Annotated in this window: 19 protein-coding genes and 1 tRNA gene; 13 read left to right on the forward strand and 7 right to left on the reverse strand. The window is 38.8% G+C overall.

Annotation, left to right across the window (positions count from 1 at the left end; all coding sequences use genetic code 11):
• Positions 1-5 precede the first annotated feature (5 nt).
• The 3 genes from R2S10_RS06670 to R2S10_RS06680 all read right to left on the reverse strand — a co-directional run bounded on the left by R2S10_RS06670 (position 6) and on the right by R2S10_RS06680 (position 5,639).
• Positions 6-3,584, reverse strand: coding sequence for a SusC/RagA family TonB-linked outer membrane protein (locus R2S10_RS06670; RefSeq protein ID WP_316839667.1), 3,579 nt, complete (start codon positions 3,582-3,584; stop codon positions 6-8).
• A gap of 289 nt (positions 3,585-3,873) precedes the next feature.
• A complete protein-coding gene (locus R2S10_RS06675) occupies positions 3,874-5,013 on the reverse strand; it encodes a FecR family protein (protein ID WP_316839668.1) in 1,140 nt (379 codons plus the stop codon).
• 65 nt (positions 5,014-5,078) lie between these two features.
• Positions 5,079-5,639 (reverse strand): RNA polymerase sigma-70 factor, encoded by a 561-nt coding sequence (locus R2S10_RS06680; RefSeq protein WP_316839669.1) that lies wholly within the window; start codon positions 5,637-5,639, stop codon positions 5,079-5,081.
• Positions 5,640-5,980: 341 nt separating this feature from the next.
• Between R2S10_RS06680 and R2S10_RS06685 the strand changes: the two genes are divergently transcribed.
• The 6 genes from R2S10_RS06685 to rhuM all read left to right on the forward strand — a co-directional run bounded on the left by R2S10_RS06685 (position 5,981) and on the right by rhuM (position 13,809).
• Entirely contained in the window at positions 5,981-7,012 is a 1,032-nt protein-coding gene (locus R2S10_RS06685) for a helix-turn-helix domain-containing protein (RefSeq protein WP_316839670.1), read from the forward strand.
• Between the two features lie 86 nt (positions 7,013-7,098).
• Positions 7,099-9,504, forward strand: coding sequence for a serine hydrolase (locus tag R2S10_RS06690; RefSeq protein WP_316839671.1), 2,406 nt, complete (start codon positions 7,099-7,101; stop codon positions 9,502-9,504).
• 389 nt (positions 9,505-9,893) lie between these two features.
• Positions 9,894-10,448 carry a hypothetical protein gene (locus tag R2S10_RS06695; protein ID WP_316839672.1) on the forward strand — a complete coding sequence of 185 codons (555 nt, stop codon included), beginning with the start codon at positions 9,894-9,896 and terminating at the stop codon, positions 10,446-10,448.
• Positions 10,441-11,031, forward strand: a complete 591-nt coding sequence (locus tag R2S10_RS06700; protein WP_316839673.1) for a hypothetical protein — start codon at positions 10,441-10,443, stop codon at positions 11,029-11,031. Before R2S10_RS06695 ends, R2S10_RS06700 begins: the two co-directional genes overlap by 8 nt.
• A 358-nt stretch (positions 11,032-11,389) precedes the next feature.
• A complete protein-coding gene (locus R2S10_RS06705) occupies positions 11,390-12,247 on the forward strand; it encodes a hypothetical protein (protein WP_316839674.1) in 858 nt (285 codons plus the stop codon).
• A 572-nt stretch (positions 12,248-12,819) separates the two neighbouring features.
• Positions 12,820-13,809 carry a RhuM family protein gene (gene rhuM, locus R2S10_RS06710; RefSeq protein ID WP_316839675.1) on the forward strand — a complete coding sequence of 330 codons (990 nt, stop codon included), beginning with the start codon at positions 12,820-12,822 and terminating at the stop codon, positions 13,807-13,809.
• A 77-nt stretch (positions 13,810-13,886) separates the two neighbouring features.
• Here rhuM and R2S10_RS06715 read toward each other — a convergent pair.
• Positions 13,887-13,966, reverse strand: a tRNA-Leu gene (locus tag R2S10_RS06715).
• Between the two features lie 190 nt (positions 13,967-14,156).
• Between R2S10_RS06715 and R2S10_RS06720 the strand changes: the two genes are divergently transcribed.
• Positions 14,157-15,011, forward strand: coding sequence for a cupin-like domain-containing protein (locus tag R2S10_RS06720; RefSeq protein WP_316839676.1), 855 nt, complete (start codon positions 14,157-14,159; stop codon positions 15,009-15,011).
• Between the two features lie 149 nt (positions 15,012-15,160).
• Here the strand turns inward: R2S10_RS06720 and R2S10_RS06725 are convergent, their stop codons facing one another.
• Complete coding sequence (locus tag R2S10_RS06725; protein ID WP_316839677.1) at positions 15,161-16,390, reverse strand: NAD(P)/FAD-dependent oxidoreductase; 1,230 nt, start codon at positions 16,388-16,390, stop codon at positions 15,161-15,163.
• A 17-nt stretch (positions 16,391-16,407) separates the two neighbouring features.
• Here R2S10_RS06725 and R2S10_RS06730 point away from each other — a divergent pair, with 17 nt between their 5' ends.
• Together R2S10_RS06730 and purE are read left to right on the forward strand one after the other, a co-directional pair.
• Entirely contained in the window at positions 16,408-17,547 is a 1,140-nt protein-coding gene (locus tag R2S10_RS06730; RefSeq protein WP_316839678.1) for a 5-(carboxyamino)imidazole ribonucleotide synthase, read from the forward strand.
• Positions 17,547-18,038, forward strand: a complete 492-nt coding sequence (purE, locus tag R2S10_RS06735) for a 5-(carboxyamino)imidazole ribonucleotide mutase (protein ID WP_316839679.1) — start codon at positions 17,547-17,549, stop codon at positions 18,036-18,038. The genes R2S10_RS06730 and purE overlap by 1 nt, the downstream gene beginning before the upstream one ends.
• 40 nt (positions 18,039-18,078) lie before the next feature.
• On the opposite strand, the gene R2S10_RS06740 is transcribed toward purE, so the two are convergent.
• Positions 18,079-18,642, reverse strand: coding sequence for a YqgE/AlgH family protein (locus R2S10_RS06740; protein ID WP_316839680.1), 564 nt, complete (start codon positions 18,640-18,642; stop codon positions 18,079-18,081).
• Positions 18,643-18,691: 49 nt separating this feature from the next.
• Here R2S10_RS06740 and pdxH point away from each other — a divergent pair, with 49 nt between their 5' ends.
• From pdxH to R2S10_RS06760, 4 genes are read left to right on the forward strand one after another with little or no spacing between them, the layout of a single operon-like run.
• On the forward strand, positions 18,692-19,342 hold the full coding sequence (gene pdxH / locus R2S10_RS06745) for a pyridoxamine 5'-phosphate oxidase (RefSeq protein ID WP_316839681.1): 651 nt from the start codon (positions 18,692-18,694) through the stop codon (positions 19,340-19,342).
• 23 nt (positions 19,343-19,365) lie between these two features.
• On the forward strand, positions 19,366-20,256 hold the full coding sequence (locus tag R2S10_RS06750; RefSeq protein WP_316839682.1) for a 3-hydroxybutyryl-CoA dehydrogenase: 891 nt from the start codon (positions 19,366-19,368) through the stop codon (positions 20,254-20,256).
• 35 nt (positions 20,257-20,291) lie between these two features.
• Complete coding sequence (ruvB, locus tag R2S10_RS06755; RefSeq protein ID WP_222537922.1) at positions 20,292-21,314, forward strand: Holliday junction branch migration DNA helicase RuvB; 1,023 nt, start codon at positions 20,292-20,294, stop codon at positions 21,312-21,314.
• Between the two features lie 53 nt (positions 21,315-21,367).
• Positions 21,368-22,876, forward strand: coding sequence for a bifunctional GNAT family N-acetyltransferase/carbon-nitrogen hydrolase family protein (locus R2S10_RS06760; RefSeq protein ID WP_316839683.1), 1,509 nt, complete (start codon positions 21,368-21,370; stop codon positions 22,874-22,876).
• Between the two features lie 40 nt (positions 22,877-22,916).
• On the opposite strand, the gene R2S10_RS06765 is transcribed toward R2S10_RS06760, so the two are convergent.
• The gene (locus R2S10_RS06765; RefSeq protein ID WP_316839684.1) at positions 22,917-23,123 is read right to left on the reverse strand and encodes a hypothetical protein; all 207 of its coding nucleotides are present in this window, start codon (positions 23,121-23,123) and stop codon (positions 22,917-22,919) included.
• Positions 23,124-23,151: the final 28 nt, after the last annotated feature.

Here is a 23,151-nt window from a genome sequence, read left to right on the forward strand (position 1 = left end):
TGTTATTAAAATGAAACCTGGATACCGCCCATATAGATTCTTCTGGAACCCTGAACACCATTATCCGTATCCGCATTACCGTTGTAATTATTCCCCAATACTCCTGTTTCAGGATCTGAATAACGGTTTTTGGCCGATCCGAAAGTCAGCAGATTATTTCCAGTCAGGTAAATACGGGCAGAAGTCATCCCCAGTTTTTTGCTGAGTTCTTTAGGCAAAGTAAAGCCTAGCGTTAAGTTTCTAAGACGTAAATAGCTATTGTTAAATACATAAAAATCTGAAGCTCTGCGGGTATCCGCATAATTGTCGTTAGACCATTTTGGGAACATCGCCTGATCGCCAGGATTTTTCCACCTGTCAGCTACCAGGTCAGGAATCACACCAACTCCACCACGCAATGCGGTACGTTCTATATAACCATAATCAAACATCTTACCACCCAGAGAGTAGTAGAACATGATAGACAGGTCAAATCCAGCATAGTCAAAGCTATTGGTAAATGATCCATAAGCTTTAGGCAATGCCGATCCGCCATATTGATAATCAGCTGTGGTTACTTCAGCATAGTTCTCGGTAGTTTTCCAACCTCCAGCACCATCCTTAACCAGGTAACGCATATTCCCATTATCAGGATTCACACCTGCATTTTTCACCATAAAGAAATCGTAAACAGAATGTCCTTCTTCCAGTTTATAAGTTGCGGCACGGTTGGCGAAAGTAAATGCACCACCAGGAAGGTAGGTCACTTCATTTTTCAGGGTAGAGATATTGGCATCAATTCTCCAGCCGAAATCTTTGCTGCGGATCAACTCAGCACCCAGACTTACCTCAAAACCACTATTGCGGATATTACCTAGATTGGTGTTTTTTCCGACGATAGAACCTACTTGTGCAGACAGTGGCAATGGTTTTTGATATAGCAATCCAGATGAATTACGGGTATAATATTCTACTGAACCGGTAATCGTTTTAAAGATATTGAAATCAAGAGCTACATTCAGCAGCTTGTTGCTCTCCCACCTCAGCTCTGGAGTAGCCATCGCGGAAGGACGTAATCCAGCGTTTCCGTACATCGGATCATCCTCATACACGCCTTGGTAAGCATATAGTAAACCTCCACCCGGACTGCCATCGCCATTTCTGGTGGTCAATTTATCATTTCCATTGGTACCATAACTGGCGCGAAGCGATAAATTATTGATCCATTCCGTGTCCTTGATAAAGTTTTCATTAGACATTCTCCATGAAGCACCTACCGAGTAGAAATAACCCCAGCGGTTGTCAGGATGAAAACGGGATGAACCGTCACTTCTAATAGAGGACGACAGGTAATATTTGTCCTGGAAATTGTAATCTACCTTACCAAGGAATGAGAATAACCCATAACGATCTCTACTGGAACCATTGGTCCAGCCTTTAGTCGTAGAAGTCAGCTCATATTGACCAATTTGCATGATGCCTTCTCCATAAGCAGTGTTATACAAATAATTGTAATTGTACAATTCCTGTCCAGCCAAAGCGCTGAAATTATGGTCGCCCATCTTTTTATTCCAGGTCAATATATTGTTCCAGGTTAAGGAAGTGTTGTCCGCATTGCTTCTGGTTGCATTACCACCAGAGGTTAATACGGAAAGCCCGTAAGGAGCCACCTGTCCGGAGCCATGAACAGCCGAACCATATAAAAAATACTTGGTACTGCTATTGTCAATCCCTAAACTGGATTTAAAATTCAGATCAAAAGGAAGTTTAACATTTGCAAAAAAGCGGGTAGAAACCAGGCTAGCCTGATTGTTATTGAAATCTTCATCATTTGGATTGTCCCAGTAATCACCGCCATTGTTCATTGGATGAATACCAAAGAAGTTATTGACATAAGATCCGTAATCAAACATTCTTTTACCGGTTTTCTCAGAATATACCCAATCGGTATTGTCAATATTCCTCAACCATGGCGAAGACATCGTAGTCGTAAAAATCTGCGCACGCATCGAACCCGAAGTATTTTGTTTTGAACCGCTATAAGCGATACTTCCACCCAACTGTAACCAGTCTGTAGCCTGTGTAGTCACATTTGTTCTAAATGTGTAGCGTTTGAAATACTGGTTACTCGCATAACCTTTATCATCAAGGTACGAGCCTGAAATCAGGTAATTTGTCTTCCCATTGCTACTCGCTCCACTCACATCAAGACCATAATCCTGACGCAGTTTACGAGAATATACCGCTCCGTTCACATCATAATCTGATGGATCCCATACCATCTGCAGATTAGGATTCAGGTAAGGATTTCCATTGCCATCATGCAGCACATAATTTTCATTGATGTGTTTAAAAGGAGATACATAGCTCGATTGACCCGCAGAATTGGTCACTGCTTTTAAGATTTTACCCAACACATTGTTAGATGCCCAGTTTCCGGCATCAGCTTTTGTCATTCCGTATTTGTAAAACTGATCGTTGTACATTCCTTCCCAGGTATACAGCAATTGCTGCGCTGGATCGGCCTTCACCGGATTTCCAATCGCATTGTCTGAGGTTCCCCAGGCAGAGCGGAAATTAATTTTAGGAATGTCTGATTTCCCTTTCTTTGTGGTGATCATCACTACCCCATCAGAGGCACGTGAACCGTAAAGTGAAGAAGCCGCTGCATCTTTTAATACAGAGATCGACTCGATATCACTTGGTGAAATGGAATTCAATTCTCCGTCGTAAGGCATGCCGTCCAGTACATATAATGGTTTGGATGCCCCGCTCATAGAGCTGATTCCGCGGATCTGAATACGGGTATTCCCTCCAGGATTACCTTCGTTATTGACTACATTTACACCGCTTCCCATTCCCTGCAAAGATTCCGTAAAACTAGAACCTGGAACCTTTGACAATTTCTCGCCACTAATTACGGCAACAGAGCCTGTGAAAGTTGATTTTTTTGCAGTACCGTAAGCCACTACGATCACGTCATCAAGACCTTGTTCCATACTGGCCAATTTCACATTCAGTTGTGCTTCGCCATTCCAAACTATCTCTTGAGAAACGAAGCCCACATAGCTGATCACAATAATGTCGCCCTTTTGTGCCCCATCAATGACAAATTTACCAACAGCATCAGTGATGACATGTTTCGTAGTCCCTTTGATGGCAATAGATGCGCCTGGCAAAGGATTTCCTTCAGTATCCTTTACTACACCACTTAATCTGGCTATGATCAATTGATCCATCCCAAGAAGTGAAATTGGCTTCCTTCCTATAGTCACCATTTTTTGTTCAATAGTAAAAGTGATAGGCTGGTTTTTAAAACATTCCTCTAATGCAGCCTCAAGGCTTACATTTTTTACATTGATACTTACCGGCTTAGATAGGGCAATGATTTTGTCGCTAAATACAAAGTCAACACCGCTTTGTTTTCTAATGTCATTCAATACCGTAGCTAACTTCACCCTTTCGTGTTTTAGCGTTACACTTTGACCATAAGTACTCGCACTTACCTGTAGGATAGCAGTAGTTAACAATATGACCATCAATTTAATTCGCATGATCCATTTATTTTTATTCACCTCACTAAGCCTGCTAAAAACAGGGTTCATCAGCAGTGAAATTTTGGCAATAGCAGTCCCTGGCCTACATAGGCTTTTGGTGTAAAATATCATATATTTACATCGTGTTTAATCAGTTTGTTGCCTGTACCTCAAAAGTTTCAGGGCAACCTACATCAGTTCATTAATAATTGTTGTGAATTACCCGGTTTTCCGGGGCGTAGATAAGCTAAAACACCGGCCGGAAGTGGTGGTACACTTTCGGCCATCCTTTAACTTATTTCTTCAGGGCTTAAGGATCTTTTTTGGATAGTTTCTTCATTTGGTTGGTTGGTTAAGTTTATGTTGATTGATTTTTTACAATAATCTTATTGCCAATGACTTCAAACTTTAGTCCGGCAGACTGTAATGCTTTCAGCAATACAGATATATTTTTACTTCTGGATACCTTTCCAGTAAATGTTCCTTCTTTATCTACTCCGTTGGCATAAACTACCTGTACATTATACCACCTGGAAACACGACGCATCAAGGATGTTAAAGGTTCCGATTGGAATATAAAATCTCCGTTTTTCCAATCCACCGCCTGTTCCACATCTACTGTCGACACCTGAAGTTCTGTTCCAACTGAAACGGCCTGTTCACCAGGTTTCAATACACGAGCTGTTACTCCCTCTTCCAGGCTTAATTTTATACTTCCTTCTAGTAAGGTTGTCTTTTGCTCCGGCTCATCTCTGTAGGCGTTTACATTAAACTCCGTACCTAAAACACGGATCCGCTGATGATTGGTACTCACAAGGAAAGGACGTTTTTTATCTTTAACAACTTCAAAATAAGCCTCTCCTGTTAGCTCAACTTCACGCAAGTCCGAATGAGAAAAAGATACAGGATAAGTAATGGAAGAAGCGGCGTTCAGCCAAACCATAGTTCCATCGGGTAAACGCAACTGATAGGATTGGCCATTCGCTGTAGAAAGCTGATTTACAGCTTTCGGATCTCCGTTTTCCTGACCTTTTATTTCATAAATCAATTGTCCATCAGCAGTTTTCGTGATGGTTACACCAGATTCCGTTGCCAATTCCCCTTTGACATCATTTGTGAGTATAATTTTTTTGCCATTCGCCAATGTAAGTGTTGCCGTATTTTTCCCTGGAGCAATGTCAGCAAAAAGGTGTTGACTTGTTGCCACCTTCGATTTACTGCCGTACCAAAAATAACCCGCAGCCATAACCATAATTACTGCCGCAGCTGCAGAAATTCTTTTGAATACATGCAGTTTATAATTTTTTCTGTTGAAAGGCAGCCTGTTCCAGATCTCTTCTCTTACCTCTTGATCGCTTGGGGAAGCCGGGAGCTCTTCCGCTGAGACTAATGCCAGATTAAACAAGTAATGAACGGCAGCTACCTCATCGGGACTACAATTGCCTTCCTGGTATTTTTTAAGCAGTTCTTCTTGTTTCTTGTCTAATTTGTCCATCATACAACAGCTTTCTGAGGTTGTTCATGTGTATAACAACTCAGCATGGCTCAGGATGTAGATAGAAATTAAAAAAATGTAAAAAAGATATGAAGCTTATTCTTCAGTATAGTCAATGCATTACTAACCTGCCGTTTAACCGTCAAAGAAGAAATATTAAGCTCCTCGGAAATTTCCTGGTGCGTTTTAAATTCTTTCCTACTCAGCTCAAATATCCTTCGCATTTTTGGTGGCAGACTTTGAATACCTGCTTCGATCAACCGCTCAAAATCGCGTTCAATCACCTGTTGATCTGGTAAGGTCATTCCTGGATTTTCCAGAACAGCTTTACGCTCTTCTGCATACTTCTCTTCAATTTTCAGATGCTTCAATAGGTTAAGGATCCTGTTCCTACTGGCGGTATACAAAAAAGCGGCAACAGGTGGATTTATTTCATCTTTCTTCATCCAAAGCGTGGTAAATACTTCCTGTACCACATCCTTTGCTTCCTCATTATTTCTCAACATATTACAGGAATGACGGTACAATAACTGCCAATAACGGTCATATATTTGCCTATAAGCCTGCTGATCTCCTGACTTAAATGCTTCCAGAAGTTCGTCATCACTCATAACTAATAACTGACTCATAAATCCCCTACCTTTTTATGTAACAATAATAATATAAATTCCGCATAAGTAAGTAGAAACCATAAGTTTTTCAGTTGTAAAAATAAGGTCAGGTTAAACTTACAGCCCATTTTTCCAGGGAGGAAGAGCGTAACAGAAATGAGAAGGATTACCGGCACCTATGATTGGGAATACTCTGAATGCCTGGAACGTTTTTTAGGGTTCATGACAGCCTGCTTCAGCAATTTCTTTGTCTGAAACCTGTTATCTACAGGCTAAATTAAAACACAAAAAAACAGAAAGAACAAAACTAATCCTTTATTTTAGGTGCAGAGATCATAAATAAAGGATTTAATAAAATAATGGCAGAATCAAACCAGTTACTTTTTTTTTTTAGTGCCTTAGGAGCTTTTAATGGTTTCTTACTTTCAGTGTACTTCGCTATACATGCTAAAAAGAAAATTTTTACAAACTATTTTTTATCCTTACTACTACTCGCCTTAAGCATCCGAATCATTAAATCAGTGTTTTTCTATTTCAATCCGCACTTATCCAATATTTTTATTCAGATTGGGCTTTCTGCATGCCTACTGATTGGTCCATTTCTTTTTTTATACCTTAAAACATACTCAGAAGATAGAAAACCTATTTGGGCCAAACATATACTCCCTTATTTGGCAGTAATCACCATGATAGGGTTTTTCTATCCCTATGTCGACCATCCTACCGTTTGGAGCAGGTGGATCGTAAAAGCTATCTATGCCCAATGGTTCGTTTACATTGTTCTGTCTATAAAATACATCCGTCCGGTTATTCAAAAATTTAAAGACAAAGAAAGTTTGCTCAGAATAGATATATGGATCTTAAACATCTATATGGGCGTTACCTTGATATGGTTGGCGTATACGACCTCAGCTTACACCTCTTATATAGCTGGAGCTCTATCATTTACATTTATCCTGTACATAATTGTCTTGCTTCTGATTTTTAGAAACAGTAAGGAGACCGCTTTTTTTCAAGAAAAAGAGAAATATAAGAACAAAGAAATCGAACCAAACACATTGGATCTCATTGGTCAAAAGCTATCTATCATTCTTGAAAAAGAACTATTTATTAATCCAAATTTCACGCTTGAAGAGGCCGCAAAAGAACTGAAAGTAACCAAGCATCTGCTATCTCAATATGTAAATGAAATACTAGGTAAATCTTTCTCCAATCTTATTAAAGAATATAGAGTTGAAAAAGCAAAAAAACTATTAGAAACCGAAAAGAACTACACCATAGAAAGTGTAGGTTATGATAGTGGTTTTAATTCAAAATCAACCTTCTTTACTGCATTTAAAAAAACAACTGGCTTAACTCCCGCTGAATATCAAAAAACTCACTCAAAATGAGTTCGAATCTATAATATCATACTCCCATTTTACAAACGAAAACCTTAGAGGCATAAGTGTCCCTATACATTTACACAAAAAAACTTATGTATAGATCGACATCCAAATTGTATCAGGTGATTATGATTGGTATTTTATTCAGCTCATTACTTGCACCTGCTTATGCGCAAAAAAAAATCTTGTTTGTAACCTCCAACCAGGAGTTTTACGGCACAAGTAAAATTACTGCCGCGAACCACTTTGAGGAGATTGTTATTCCTTATCATCTATTTGCAAAAGCAGGGTATACCGTTGACTTCATCAGTCCAAAGGGTGGCCCAATTCCAATTGGTTATATCAATTCATCGGATAGTATTCAGAAAAAATATCTCTACGATGCATTTTTCATGGACAAATTGGAGCATACTTCAAAGCCATTAGATATCAATACAGACGATTATAGTGCGATTCTCTATACTGGTGGCGGAGCAGCCATGTTTGGTGTAGCAGAAGATCAAACTATTCAAAAACTTACCAGGAAAATTTATAATAAGAACGGAGTCGTTGCCGCAATTTGTCATGGTACGGCAGGATTAGCCTACCTAAGAGATGATGCCGGAAAATCGCTGTACAAGGACAAAAAAATAACCGGGTTTCCAAACAAGTTTGAAAACAAGGAAGCAGCATACTACAAAACATTTCCTTTTGTAATTGACCAGGCCATAAAAAGCAATGGTGGCCATTTTGTGTATTCTGATAATGGTTGGGACGGTTTCACTATTGTTGATGGCAGATTTGTAACCGGACAAGACCCTAGTTCTGCATCAAAAATGACTCATGAAATTATAGCACTTATTGAAGCTAATACACCTCACATACCCAAAGGAACAACTAAGAACTTAGATCAAGTATTTTCGGAATGGGACAATGCCCAACATAAACCGGGTGTGGCGGCAGGGCTATTAAAGAATGGTGAGATTGTCTACTTAAAAGGATTTGGAACTGCGGATGTAAATCATCAATCGCCTATCACCGTAGATACCAAATTTCAAATAGGTACGATGTCAAAACAATTTACAGCCTTTGCCATTTTAATGCTTGAAGAACAAGGAAAACTGTCTCTATCTGATGATGTTCATAAATATATCCCACAATTACCTGATTATGGATATCCAATAACCATTAACCATTTATTAAGCCAATCAAGTGGATTATCTGACTTTTTAGCACTAAAAGAAATTGCAGGATGGAGAAGCAAAGATGTTTTTACGCAGCAAGATGCGTTGGACCTAATCTTTCAGCAGAAGAAACTGGATTATATACCGGGTACAAGATTTTCCCAGACTGCATCGGGACTTATCCTACTGACTGAAGTGATAAAACAACTAACCGGACAAACCTTGGCAGCCTTTTCTCAGCAACATATTTTTCAACCCTTAGGTATGACCAATACCTTGTTTTATGACGACAACCAACTGATCATAACTAATGTGGCTGCCTCCTATCAAGTTGAAAAAAATGGGTTAAAGAATAATCCTATCAACTATTCCATTACAGGAACCACTAACCTTTACACTTCGGCTGCAGATCTAAGTCGTTGGTATATCAATTTTAAGAACCCCAAAATAGGCAGTAAAAAATTAATTGAAAAACTGAATCTGCCTGTTACTTTAAATGATGGCAGTACAACTTATAACCCTACTGCAGGAAAATTGCTATACGGACAACAATATCAGCATGCAGAACGAGGTGTTCCAAAACTTTGGACTTATGGTTTAGAGGGTGGTTATGCCAGTAATATTTTCATATTTCCAAATCAAAATGTCACTTCATTCGTTCTTGGCAACAACAATAGATACAATGGTAGGCTTGCCATGAATATGGCTATTGAACTGCTTGGGGATGTATTCCCTTTACCCGCAAATATTGACTTTGATCAGCTTAAAACCATAAAATTAACACCCCAACAATTAGATACCTACAGTGGTCATTATTTGGACAATGAAAATGCGACAGCTCGTAAACTTTATGTAAAAAATGATACCTTACGGTACCAAACTTTAGACGGTAATGACGAGAGCCTACTAGTACCAGTATCGGAAAATACTTTTCAAATGGTGGTAGATGGCGATGATGTGATCATAGTGAAATTTCGCAAAGAAGATGGCATTATGAAAATGGCTTACACTTCTGCTGAAAGCGATGAGTATACATACGAAGCATACGACCCCGTAAAATACGCTGTTACTACTTTGACTGAGTTTACAGGCAACTTCCATAACAATGCATTAAATACAACATATACATTGTCTCAAAATGAAAAAGGTTTATTTACAAGCAATAAAAATCAACCCCTAATTATTCTCAGTCCTACACAAAAGGACATGTTCTTAAGTAGTGCCAGGAATTTGGGTGGTATTCGGTTTGCTCGCGACAAACAAAAACACATTACAGGGTTTTATATAAATTCTGATAGGATTAAAAATCTCTTTTTTGAAAAAATAAAACATTGATTGCTCCTGTCTATCTGGCGCCTGTAACGTAGAGACTGTTATTTATATAAAAAAGGGTTGCTTTTTTAAGAGCAACCCTTTCATTCTTCGGACATCAGTCCGGTATGTACCGTTACTCCGGATTACTTTAAACATTTAGATCGTTTTTTAAGTTTAATGCGCAGATTCACTAAATAACAACCTTAACCGGACTACCTTTGAACCAAAAAATTGGAAGTAAAGCAATTTATAGTTTTGGTTTTAGCGACTAAAAATTATCGTATTCGAACTATTTCAACAGCGACTTAATCATTCCTATTGGTTTAAATGATGACCTGATATAGTCTCAAGCTGACAATCCAATTTTGAATTCAATAAAGTTCGTAGATTAGCCTCATACATAAACCAAAATGATAATAGTTGTATTGACATTAACGTTTCTAGCAATAGGCTTTATTTTTCTTGCATACTGGATTCCAAAGAAAATGGGCTATTCAAAGGTTGGAAAATATATTTCGATCATTTTGACACTATTGATCGTTATCCTGACTACCCTATCAATGTTCGAAGACCAGCTGTTTTCAAAAACTGACGCAGAGAAACTATTGACGGAACAGGGCATTCAACTACACGATAGCTTTAAAATTGAGGAAAATAAATCGATGTCTGCGATTGGTGACTATTACCACACGTTTACTTTGACGATCACAGCTAGGGATAAAAAAAGAATTATAAATGAAATAAAAAACTCCTTAAATTTTAATAATGAAAAACAAGTTGAAAGCTATTTAGACAATAGAACCGACTATTATACCGGTCCAAAAAGAATAAAAAATTATGAAACAGAAGAGGAGTATGTTAGAGAACTTTTCGAACCGCAGGGAGAAGGATATGCACCGACTTGGAGAAAAATAAAAATTGAAAAGAAAAACAATAAATTAACGTTCGAAGATATTGATGAATGAGAAGCCGCGTCACCTTCTTCAAGCCCTAAATTGTTATAAACAGCCTTTACAGACAACAATGCCGACAATAGAAATAGTTTCAATTAACTCAACAGCACTTCGGCTAAACCAAAAAAGCTTTAGCATTGCAATCATTGAAGAAAATAAGCTTAAAAGTCATCGGGGACTTTTTTATGACTTACTTCAACAGCAAAACGGAATAATTGTTCATATCGGCAATCCTGAGTTTAAATACGACAAGAGTGGTGGATTTTTCGCTGGTGAATTAATTGATTGGGGTGTTGATTATCCAGGTGAACTTATTACTATACCAGTCAACAAGATCGGTAATCCAATTTTCAATAATGAAGCAAATCAGCAATTCAGATTTAAATTTTTAGATCAATACAAACCTGATATTGATAAGCTATTAAAGATAGCACTTGACAAATCGCCAATTAAGAAAGTCTGCTTTCTCACAGATTATCAATTTGGACCTGAAAAAGAAACCATCGAAATTATTTATACCATTAACGACTTTTGGCAACAACATGATAATAATGGGCTGAACTTAAATACACTATATGAAATGTATGGACGATAAAAATGCTGTATTTACAACAAACTTTATGCAACGGAATAGTATTAATATTAAGAACTAAAAAAGCGGAAATAAGGTAATTTATAGTTTTGATTTAAGCAACGAGACTGTAAACTGAAATGTCAACTCTTAATAACAAAGACTGAGAATAAGTAATTTAGTATCAACTTATAGGTGAACTTACATCAGGATTTCGAACCACTCCCAATCTGATTTACGTGGAATAGGGTTAAAATTCCATGAATTTTATACTTTAGTCAATATTCTTATTACCCTTGTTTTACTTATGGATTTTAAATCTAAATTTCACTTTTGGAAAGTCTATGTTATGATGGCCTTCGGTAGCTTATTTTTCTTCGGAATGGGGTATCTGTTCATGTTTGTTTTTCAGCCAAAACCAGGAGGTTCAAGAACCTGGGGGATTCTTTTCGGAATCGCTTGTATAGCCTACGGAATTTATCTGCTTTATATCTATGTCAAACAATTGCCAGTTATCCGAATAAACTATAACGGAGTTACCCTTCATTCGCCTTTAGTGAGACAGCAGTTCGACTGGTCTGAGATAGAAAGCGTAAAATACACTGGCAAGGATTCCTTCCAGTTTGCTTTAGGCTTTCAAATGGAAACAATGGTTGTTCACTTAAAAGACAAACACCCAATTAAGATCTTTTATGAACATTACGCTAATGGATATTTGATACAACAGCATGTAAAAAGCTATTACGAACATCGACATCCGCCAGTTTTTATAAATGAAAAAAGCGTCATGTCACATGAACTGACCGGTGAATTATTTACTACATATAAAGGCACACCCTTATTGTCTTTCAGGGGAATAAGTTTATGGGGATTCATTCTATTTATACTTGTACTTACCATGAAAGATGGGGTAACCAGTAAGGCAATTCTGCCGGTAAGTATGGTGTGCCTGTTCTGGTACGCCATCAACTCTTACTTTTGCTTTTACATCGAGGTGTCAGATAATTATCTGGTCATCAAAAACTATTTCGTCCCGTTTGCTGGAAAAAAATATCGACTTTCTGACATCCAGGAAATGGCGGTAGAAACTTATCCGAAATGGCCTAACTGCTTAAGAGTAATTACTAACTCATTTCAATATAAAGTATTCCCATGTGGATTGGTTCGTGATAAAGAATGGAAATCGTTCATGGGGATGATCCGAAAGAAAGGAATTAACATGAGAAATGAAGCTATATAACCATCCATCATACCAATATGATCCCACTCCTTTCATCCACTCAGCACAAAAAACAGACCAGACTACTTAGTTAATACTCTTATTTACAACCCCTAAAACAGGTACTTTACAGTAAATTTAGATTTTTTTAATTCAATGAGCGGGATCAGAATTGCTGGAAAGCAAAAAAGCCTTTAGATATTATCTAAAGGCTCCAATAATATATTTTTAAATAATCTTTCCCATATGGGAAAGATTTCTGTACCGTATCCCCGGATTACTTTGAACATTTAGATCGTTTTTTAAGGCTTGTTGATCCTATAATTGAGGATTTAAAAAGAAAGCATTTTATAAAATGAACCTGCACTGGACTAATTTTGAACCAAAAAATTGGTTATTAATACAATTATGGTTTTGGCTTGAAAAGCAGACTCGTGCGCATGAAGATTGAGCTAACTTTAAGAATCTAGCCGCAAAATTATTTTTAACCTTAAACCTGTGTTTTAATGGCCCATTATACATAGGTTCGTATATAAAGCTAAACACAGCAAAATAGCAGACAATTTAAAATTGAATAATAAAACAGTCATTAAATGCATAAAGGAGAAATACTAATGTATCAAACACCAGACGGAAATACCCAACTGGATGTTAAATTAGATGATGAAAATGTTTGGATTAACCGTCAACAGATGGCTGAATTATTTGATCGTGATGTGAAAACGATAGGCAAGCATATCAATAATGCTCTAAAAGAAGAATTGAACGGACTTTCAACTGTCGCAAATTTTGCGACAGTTCAAACTGAAGGGAATAGGAAAATCGAAAGAAATATTGATTATTACAATCTAGATATGATTATTTCTGTAGGATATAGAGTGAAATCAAATAGAGGGATTCAATTCCGCATCTGGGCAAATCAAATTCTAAAAAAATATCTGGTAAAAGGTTATTCTTTAAATGAATCACGATTACAAGAACAAAATGACCAATTAACCTCTTTAAAGAATACAGTAAATCTTTTAAGTAATGTACTTGAAAATAAGTCATTAAATACAGACGAAGCTACCGGGCTACTAAGAGTAGTAACCGATTATGCATACGCACTTGATATCCTTGACAAATATGATCATCAGCTATTAACAATTGAAGGAACAACTGCCCAAGAATTATTTGCTATAAATTATGACGAAGCGAAACAAGCCATTCATGATCTCAAAGAGAAATTCGGTGGGAGTTCGTTATTTGGAAACGAAAAAGATCAATCTTTCAAAAGTTCCATTGCTACAATATATCAAACATTTGATGGTATTGATTTATATCCGAGCGTAGAGGAAAAAGCTGCTAGTCTTTTATACTTTGTGGTAAAAAACCATTCCTTTTCTGATGGCAATAAACGGATTGCTGCTTACCTATTTGTTTGGTTTCTCGACAAGAATAACATTCTTTATAAACCAGATGGATCGAAACGTATTGCAGACAATGCATTGGTTGCGCTAACGCTAATGATAGCTGAAAGCAAATCGGATGAGAAAGAGATGATGGTGAAGGTAATTGTCAATCTTATAAATATCAAAAACTAAAAAAGCCTTTAGATATCATCTAAAGGCTCCAATAAATATATTTTTTAATAATCTTTCCCATATGGGAAAGATTTCTGTACCCGGAGCCGGAGTCGAACCGGCACGGTTTCCCACAGGTGTTTGAGACCAGCGCGTCTACCAATTCCGCCATCCGGGCATTTTCATCCTTTAACGGGCCGCAAATATAGAAATTTGTTTCAAAAAGCCACCCTACCTGTATTTTTATTTTTCAGCAATTTAACTCAGAAAAATACTTAACTTCATATAGGGATTAAAACTATTGTTCTATTACCTTTTAAACCTGGCATTTAGAACAAACGTTCACAATAGCTTATCATAGAGAAAGCATGACAACAATTGATAAAAGAAAAGACCTCTCTTATAAGGAATTCATAGAGAAATATCAAAATCCGGGTATTCCGGTCATCCTTGAAAATGCAACCAAGGCCTGGAAATCCAACCTAATCTTTACACCTGACTTTTTCCGGGAAAATTTTGGAGAAAGAACCACATGGTTCTCCAACAAGCAATATACGGTGTCAGAATTATTAGATCTAACTGCCAACAGTACAAAAGAAAATCCTGCCCCTTACCCAGTAAAATTCAACATTCTGACTCAGCTACCGGAAATTCTGGAATACATGGATCCTATGGATATGAATATGGTAAAGCCAAATTGGCTAAACCACAGCATCCTGAAAAACAAATTGGGAAACGGAATGGACCTACATATTGGCGGTGCAGGTAATTGCTATTCGGTACATAAAGACGCTTATGATGTTCATGCCTGGTTGATCCAGCTTTATGGTGAAAAAGATGTCATCATTTTCCCAAGAGATCAGGAAGAATTAATGTATCCTGGAAAGGGTGGATTGTTGGAATCCAGATCTCCGATAGATATTTCTAACCCGGATTACGAAAAGTACCCAAGGTTCAGAGAGGCTACACCTACCACAATTACTTTAAAAGCTGGAGAAGTACTTTATATCCCTAGTGGGATCTGGCACACCACCCAAGCCCATGGTCAAAACATCTCTACCATCATCGATCAGGTGAACAGCTCCAATTATAGAGCCTGGAGAAGGGATGTTTACGTTTATAAGAAATACCACAATAAATACCGCGCGATATTAGATTACGGCGCAGCAACGGCCATCGGCAACGTATTTAAGTTAAGAGAACTGATGGGAATGAAATTTTAAAACAAAAAGCTGCCCATCATCATTCTGATATACAACTTTTTATCAATATATTAGTATTCTAAATCGCCTAAAATGGAAGTTATTCTGGAATTACTATTTGTATTATTTACGACCAATTGGTCAAAAGCCAGGCGCCTATTCAGGAAAGCTTAAATATTCTGTGCAATCACATAACCATTAGCCCAGGCCCATTGGAAATTATATCCACCAAGCCAGCCGGTTACATCTACACATTCCCCTCCAAAATACAATCCTGGAATGCTTTTACATTCCAATGTTTTCGACGACAACTCATTAGTATCAATACCGCCCCTCATCACCTCCGCCTTATCATACCCCTTATCTCCGGCAGGTTTCACCTTAAAAAAATGAATCGTCTGCTGAATCGTTTCCAATTCCGTTTTAGTCAGGGCTGCAACTTGCTTTTCTAAAGGAAGGAACTTCCCTAGCGCATCTGTAAATTTCTTCGGATAATAGCGATTGAGCAAGGTAGAAAGCAGCAATTTCCCATTATTTCGGCGTTCTTCTTCTATCAGATCTACAACCGATTGTCTAGGCAACAAATCAATATTGATCGACTCCCCTCTTCGCCAATACGAAGAAATCTGTAAAATTGCAGGACCACTTAATCCCCAATGCGTAAACAAAATGTTCTCCTCAAAAGAGATCTTATCATTACTCACTTCGCAGAATACTGAATTCCCCGACAAAGCCGCATACCAGTCTTCATCTTTTCCGGTGATCGTAAGTGGCACCAATGCAGGAGCAGTTTCTATAATATTCAAACCATGTTTTCTGGCAAAACGCAGTGCAAAATCTGTAGCGCCCATTTTTGGAATCGGCAGACCACCAGTTGCAATCACCAATTTCGGCGCCTTCAAAGTTTTCGATTTATTGCCCTTATCAAAGCTTACCGAAAAACCATCGGGCATTTGTTCAATATCGGTAACCTGCGCATCACAAATAATCTGCTGACCAAAATCATTACAGATCTCCGTAAAAACTCCCACAATATCCTTCGCATTCTTACCATCAGGAAATAGCTGCCCCAAAGTTTTTTCTTTTCCAGTGATGCCGTAAGTTTCAAAAAAGCTGATCGTATCTTCCACTGTCCACTGCGTAAAAGCAGATTTCAGGAAGTGTTTGTTGTTAGAAATAAATTGTTCATCACTGGCAAACAGATTGGTATAGTTGCACCTACCTCCTCCAGAGATCAAAATCTTAGCACCTGGTTTATCGCTTTTCTCCAACAATATTACTCGTTTCCCTAAATAGCCCGCTTGCACTGCACACATTAAACCGCATGCACCAGCACCAATAATTATAGCATCTGCCTCCATCAATCCGTTTATATTGTTATTTTTGTGCAAAATAAGCATAACTTTTTCATATCGATATGGCAAAACAAATAAGTGATTTAAAATTAGGCATATTAGGTGGCGGTCAATTGGGCAGGATGTTGATACAGGAAGCCATCAATTATAATTTAACCACTTTAATTTTAGATCCGGATACAGACGCTCCATGTAAACACCTAGCAAACTACTTTGAATGTGGTTCTATCACAGACTTCGACACCGTTTATAACTTCGGCAAGAAAGCAGACATCATTACTATTGAAATAGAAAAGGTAAATATTGAAGCACTGGAACAACTGGAAAAAGAAGGAAAACTAGTATACCCACAATCGCGGGTGATCCGACTAATTCAGGACAAAGGTGTTCAAAAACAATTCTTTAAAGAAAACAATATCCCTACTGCGCCTTTCCAATTGGTGAATACCAAGGAAGATATGCGAAATAGTCATATTCCATTTCCTTACATCCTTAAACAACGTAAAGATGGTTATGATGGTAAAGGGGTAATGAAAATAAACAGCATTGCAGACATTGATAATGCATTCGATGCGCCTTGTTTAATCGAAGAACTCGTTGATTTCGAGAAAGAAATTGCAGTCATCGTTTCTAGAAATCCCAACGGCGATATGAAGACCTTCCCAATGGTGGAAATGGAATTCAATGCAGAAGCAAACCTGGTAGAATTCTTGATCTCTCCTTCTACATACCCTCAATCTATTCAGGAAAGAGCAGAAGTCATTGCAAAAAACATTGCAACCTCTTTAAACATCACTGGTTTATTGGCGGTAGAAATGTTCATTACCCGATCAGGAGAAATTCTGGTTAATGAATTGGCACCACGCCCACACAACAGCGGACACCAAACTATTGAAGGAAACTACGTATCTCAGTTCAACCAACATTTACGTGCGATTTTCAATCTTCCTCTGGGAGATACCCGCGCTACAAACAATGCGGTAATGATCAACCTTTTGGGAGAGAAAAACCACAATGGCGTAGCCAAATATAAAGGATTAGAAAAAGTAATGGCCATTGAAGGCGTTTACGTACACCTTTACGGTAAAAAATACACCAAGCCTTTCCGCAAAATGGGACACATTACTATTGTAGATCAAAACCGCGAGAAAGCAATTGAAAAAGCCAATTACATCAAAGAAACATTAAAAGTTATTTCCTAATGAGCATACAAGTAGGTATTATTATGGGCAGCAAGTCTGACCTTCATATCATGAAAGACGCAGCCGATATCATGAAAGAATTCGGTATCCAATTTGAAATGACCGTAGTGTCAGCTCACCGTACCCCAGAAAAAATGTACGAATACGCTAAAGGCGCGGCATCAAGAGGATTAAAAGTAATCATCGCTGGTGCAGGTGGTGCAGCACATTTACCTGGAATGGTGGCTTCAATCACTACCCTACCTGTAATCGGCGTACCAGTAAAATCATCTAACTCTATTGACGGATGGGATTCAATCCTATCTATCCTACAAATGCCAAATGGCATCCCTGTAGCAACAGTAGCTTTAAATGCAGCAAAGAACGCCGGTTTATTAGCCGTACAAATCTTAGCGACTGCAAATGCAGACCTATCTGCCAAAATGCAACAGTACAAAGATGATTTAAAGAAAAAGATTGAAGAAAGCGCAATCGATCTTGAAAATTACTAATTGAAAATCATAGGATCGGATCTGACACATCCGATCTCAATTAATTAAGATTAGGATTCTGAGGGAAATTACTCACATGGGCATATTTTGGTCCAAGGTTAATGATCACTTCCTTCCATAATTCCTCCTCATTGTGAGAGAATACCAGGTCAGCGTCAAACTTATCGGAGACAATCCAGGTATTCTCTTTCATTTCTTCCTCCAACTGTTCTCCCGTCCAGCCAGAGTATCCAATAAAAAACTTAATATCCTCTGGTTTAATATGCCCGTTATTCACTAGAATCTTCAACGTTTCGAAATTACCACCCCAATAAATCCCTTTGGCAATCTCTTCACCATCCGTTAGTAAACTCGAACAACGGTGAATAAAATGAATCGTATCTACAGCTACTGGTCCTCCCAGAAATACCGGAAAATCCCCACCTGTAAAATCGGGCACCAAATCACTCAATAACAACGAGCTTTTATGGTTTAAAATAAACCCAACTGTCCCCTCCTCCTGATGTTCCGTTAGGAAAACTACAGAACGTTTAAAATTAGGATCCATTAAAAATGGTTCTGAAATTAATAATTTACCTGCTGATGGCGCTAATCGACTTAACATTTCGGAAATTTAACGATTATATTAAATAAACTAAAACCTATTTTTGTGCATGGAGCTGAATAAACAAAATCTACAAGACCTAAGACAGGAATATCGCTCAGCAGAACTGGCCGAAACTGATGTGGAAAGCAATCCCATCCTGCAATTCAGAAAGTGGTTTACCGAAGCGGTAGACGCAAAATTATTTGAACCAAATGTAATGACATTGGCTACAGCCAGTGCCAGTGGAAAACCCTCAGCACGCATCCTCCTGTTAAAAGGCTTCGATGAAGATGGATTTGTATTCTTTACCAATTACAATAGTGATAAAGGAAAAGACCTGGCAGAAAACCCACAGGCATCTCTGGTATTCTTCTGGCCGGAACTCGAAAGACAAGTACGCATAGACGGCAACGTGAGCAAAATCGCTCCTGAAGATTCTACAGCTTATTTTCATTCCCGCCCTATAGGTAGCCAAATAGGTGCAACAGCTTCTCCCCAAAGTAGTGTGATCCCAAATAGAGAAGTGCTGGAAGAAAAAGTAAAGCAACTAACGGAAGAATACAAAGGTCAGGAAATCCCCCGCCCAATTCATTGGGGTGGATATTTACTAAGTCCAACGCATATTGAGTTCTGGCAAGGCCGCCCTAGTCGCCTGCACGACCGTTTAAACTACCACTTAGTGGAAGGTTCCTGGATTATCAATAGATTAGCGCCATAACTTATTACCTTAAAGAAACATAAATGAAGAACATCGCAGTGATTGGCTCAGGAACAATGGGCAATGGAATCGCGCATACTTTTGCGCAATTTGGTTATCAGGTAAACTTAATTGATGTAAACACAGAGGCTTTGGATCGCGCCATCGCAACTATTGCCAAGAACCTGGACCGTCAGGTAACGAAAGGCACCATTACGGAAGCAGACAAAGCAAGCACACTTAAAAACATCAGCAATTTCACTGATATGAAGGCTGGCGTAGCCGATGCCGACTTAATCGTAGAAGCTGCTACAGAAAATCTGGACTTAAAACTCAAAATCTTTAAAGACCTGGATAGTTTTGCAAAACCAGCAGCTATCCTTGCCAGCAATACCTCTTCTATTTCTATCACCAAAATAGCTTCAGTAACCAGCCGTGGCGATAAAGTAATCGGAATGCACTTCATGAACCCTGTTCCGGTGATGAAACTGGTAGAAGTGATCAGAGGATATGCAACCAGCAATGAAACCACTACGATCGTGATGGAGCTTTCTACAAAGCTGGCTAAAACTCCGGTAGAAGTAAACGATTACCCTGGATTTGTAGCAAACCGTATTTTGATGCCGATGATCAATGAAGCGATCTACACCCTTTACGAAAGCGTGGCCGGTGTAGCAGAAATTGATACCGTAATGAAACTGGGAATGGCACATCCTATGGGCCCACTTCAGCTGGCCGATTTTATTGGCCTTGATGTTTGTCTGGCGATATTAAACGTCCTTCATGACGGTTTTGGAAATCCAAAGTATGCACCATGTCCGCTACTGGTTAATATGGTAACTGCCGGAAACAAAGGAGTTAAATCCGGAGAAGGCTTTTACAACTATGCAAACGGCATAAAAGACGCAGTCGTAGCTAATAAGTTTAGCAAATAATATCAATTTCAAGCCTTTTATACTAACTTTACGCCATGAATGAGAATCTGGACCCGAACGCTGAAAGCTTAACCCCTATTGAACGCGATATTGAAAAAGTATTGCGTCCACAGGCATTTGAAGACTTTACAGGTCAGGAAAAGATCATGGAGAACTTAAAGATATTTGTAGAGGCTGCAAAGTTACGCGGAGAACCTTTAGACCATGTATTATTACATGGTCCTCCGGGACTTGGCAAAACCACCCTCTCCTATATCATTGCCAATGAAATGGGCGTAGGGATTAAAGTTACCTCAGGTCCGGTATTGGACAAGCCCGGCGACCTTGCCGGTTTGTTAACTGGCCTGGACGAAGGAGACATCCTGTTCATTGACGAAATCCACCGCTTAAGCCCATTGGTAGAAGAATACCTCTACTCTGCTATGGAGGATTTTAAGATCGATATCATGTTGGAAAGTGGCCCAAATGCACGCTCTGTGCAAATCAGCCTCAATCCATTCACTTTAGTTGGTGCAACTACCCGTTCAGGCTTACTAACGGCACCATTAAGGGCAAGGTTCGGGATCAATTCCCGCCTGGCTTATTACGATGCCAAACTACTAACCACCATCGTACTACGCTCCTCAGACATCCTAAAAACACCGATCACCGAAGAAGGTGCTTATGAGATCGCACGCCGCAGCAGGGGAACACCTCGTATTGCCAATGCCTTACTCAGACGTACACGAGATTTTGCGCAAATCAAAGGCAATGGCCAGATTGACACCGCCATTTCCAGATATGCGTTAAAAGCTTTAAACGTAGATGAACACGGACTGGACGAAATGGACAATAGAATCCTGGTCACCATCATAGATAAATTTAAAGGCGGCCCGGTAGGATTGAAAACTATTGCTACTGCAGTAGGTGAAGATGAAGGCACAATCGAAGAAGTTTATGAACCCTTCTTAATTCAGGAAGGCTTCCTGATGCGTACTTCCCGTGGACGAGAGGTAACAGAAGCAGCCTATAAACACCTGAAAAAGAACTTCCCGGGGCATACAGGCCAACTATTTTAGCCATTTACCTGCTTTAGGCATCATTTCTGTGTTATTCACCTAAACTTAGGTATATGAACATAGAATTAAGAAAACTCACTTTAGCAGATTATAATGATTTAAAGGAATCCATGAGCCAGGCCTACGATACATTAGGCGGACAAATATGGAGCAAGGCCAGCATCGAAAGATTGCTAAAACTATTCCCTGAAGGTCAGCTGTGTATTTCTGTTGATGGTAAAGTAGTGGCTTGTTCCTTATCCATCATTGTTGATTACGACGAATATGGTGATAAACATACTTACAAAAACATCACAGGAGATTACTCTTTCTCCACACATGATAGAGAAGGTGATGTACTCTATGGCATAGAAATATTTGTACACCCTGAATACCGTGGACTAAGATTAGGACGCAGATTATATGAAGCCAGAAAAGAACTTTGCGAAACTTTAAACCTGAAAAGTATTGTGGCCGGTGGGAGAATCCCAAATTACCACCAATATGCAGATACCCTTACTCCCAGACAATATATCGACAAGGTAAAGGCGAAAGAGATTTTCGACCCTACGCTTACCTTCCAGCTGTCTAACGATTTTCACGTTAGAAAAGTATTGAAAAACTACCTTCCTGGAGATCATGAATCTAAAGATTATGCAACACTTTTGGAATGGAATAACATCTACTACAGAGGCGTAGATGCTTCTGCTCGTTCAGCAAAAACAATTAGAATCGGATTAGTGCAGTGGCAAATGCGTCTGTTCCCGGATATTGAAGGGTTTTATGAACAGGTAAAGTTCTTTGTAGATGCAGTGAGCGGATACCAGTCGGACTTTATCATGTTTCCAGAATTCTTCAACACCCCATTATTACAACCCTACAACGACCTTCCAGAAATGGAAGCCATGCGTAAACTGGCAGAATTCACAGAAGAAATCGTAGCCAGAATACAAGAATATGCTGTATCCTATAACGTAAACATTGTATCAGGAAGCATGCCGGTAGTGGACGATAATAAGCTATACAACGTCACCTACCTTTGTCACCGTAGTGGTAAAACGGATGAATTTAGAAAGATCCACATTACCCCTAACGAGCAGAAATATTATGGTATGGTGGGCGGAGATAAGATCCAGGTCTTTGACACCGACTGCGGTAAAGTAGGAATTCTGATCTGTTATGATGTGGAATTCCCTGAACTGAGTAGAATTTATGCTGATCAGGGGATGCAAATCCTGTTTGTCCCTTTCCTTACTGACACTCAGAATGGCTATACGAGAGTAAGACGATGCGCGCAAGCCAGAGCGATAGAAAACGAATGTTATGTGGCAATTGCAGGTTGTGTAGGTAATTTACCTAAAGTAAACAACATGGATATCCAGTTTGCCCAATCCGCAGTCTTCACTCCTTCAGATTTCGCTTTCCCAACCAATGCGGTAAAAGCAGAAACCACACCTAATACAGAAATGATGCTGGTGGTAGATGTAGACCTTCACCTCTTAGATGAAATCCATCACTTTGGGACCGTAAGAATCCTGAAAGACCGTCGTAAAGATCTTTATGAAGTTCGTTTATTAAAATAAACCCCAATACATAGCACCATTAGCCTTCAAAGCTTTGGTGCTATTTGAAAAATAACCAATAAATCAGCAGAGCGATGATCAATATTGGAATGATCCATTTCAATGCAACCGCTGCTCCATTTTTGTCATATTCATCTACAGCCTGTCGCGACGGACCAGGATCATCCTGATGCTTTGCGTAATTCGTCTCTATTGGTTTATGGGGTTTTAGTGGCTCTTGTCCCCCTTGTTCCTTATTAGTTTCCATGATTTCCTAATTTGGTGTACTTTAATAA

This window comes from Pedobacter gandavensis (genome assembly GCF_032678745.1).
Lineage (GTDB): Bacteria > Bacteroidota > Bacteroidia > Sphingobacteriales > Sphingobacteriaceae > Pedobacter > Pedobacter gandavensis_C.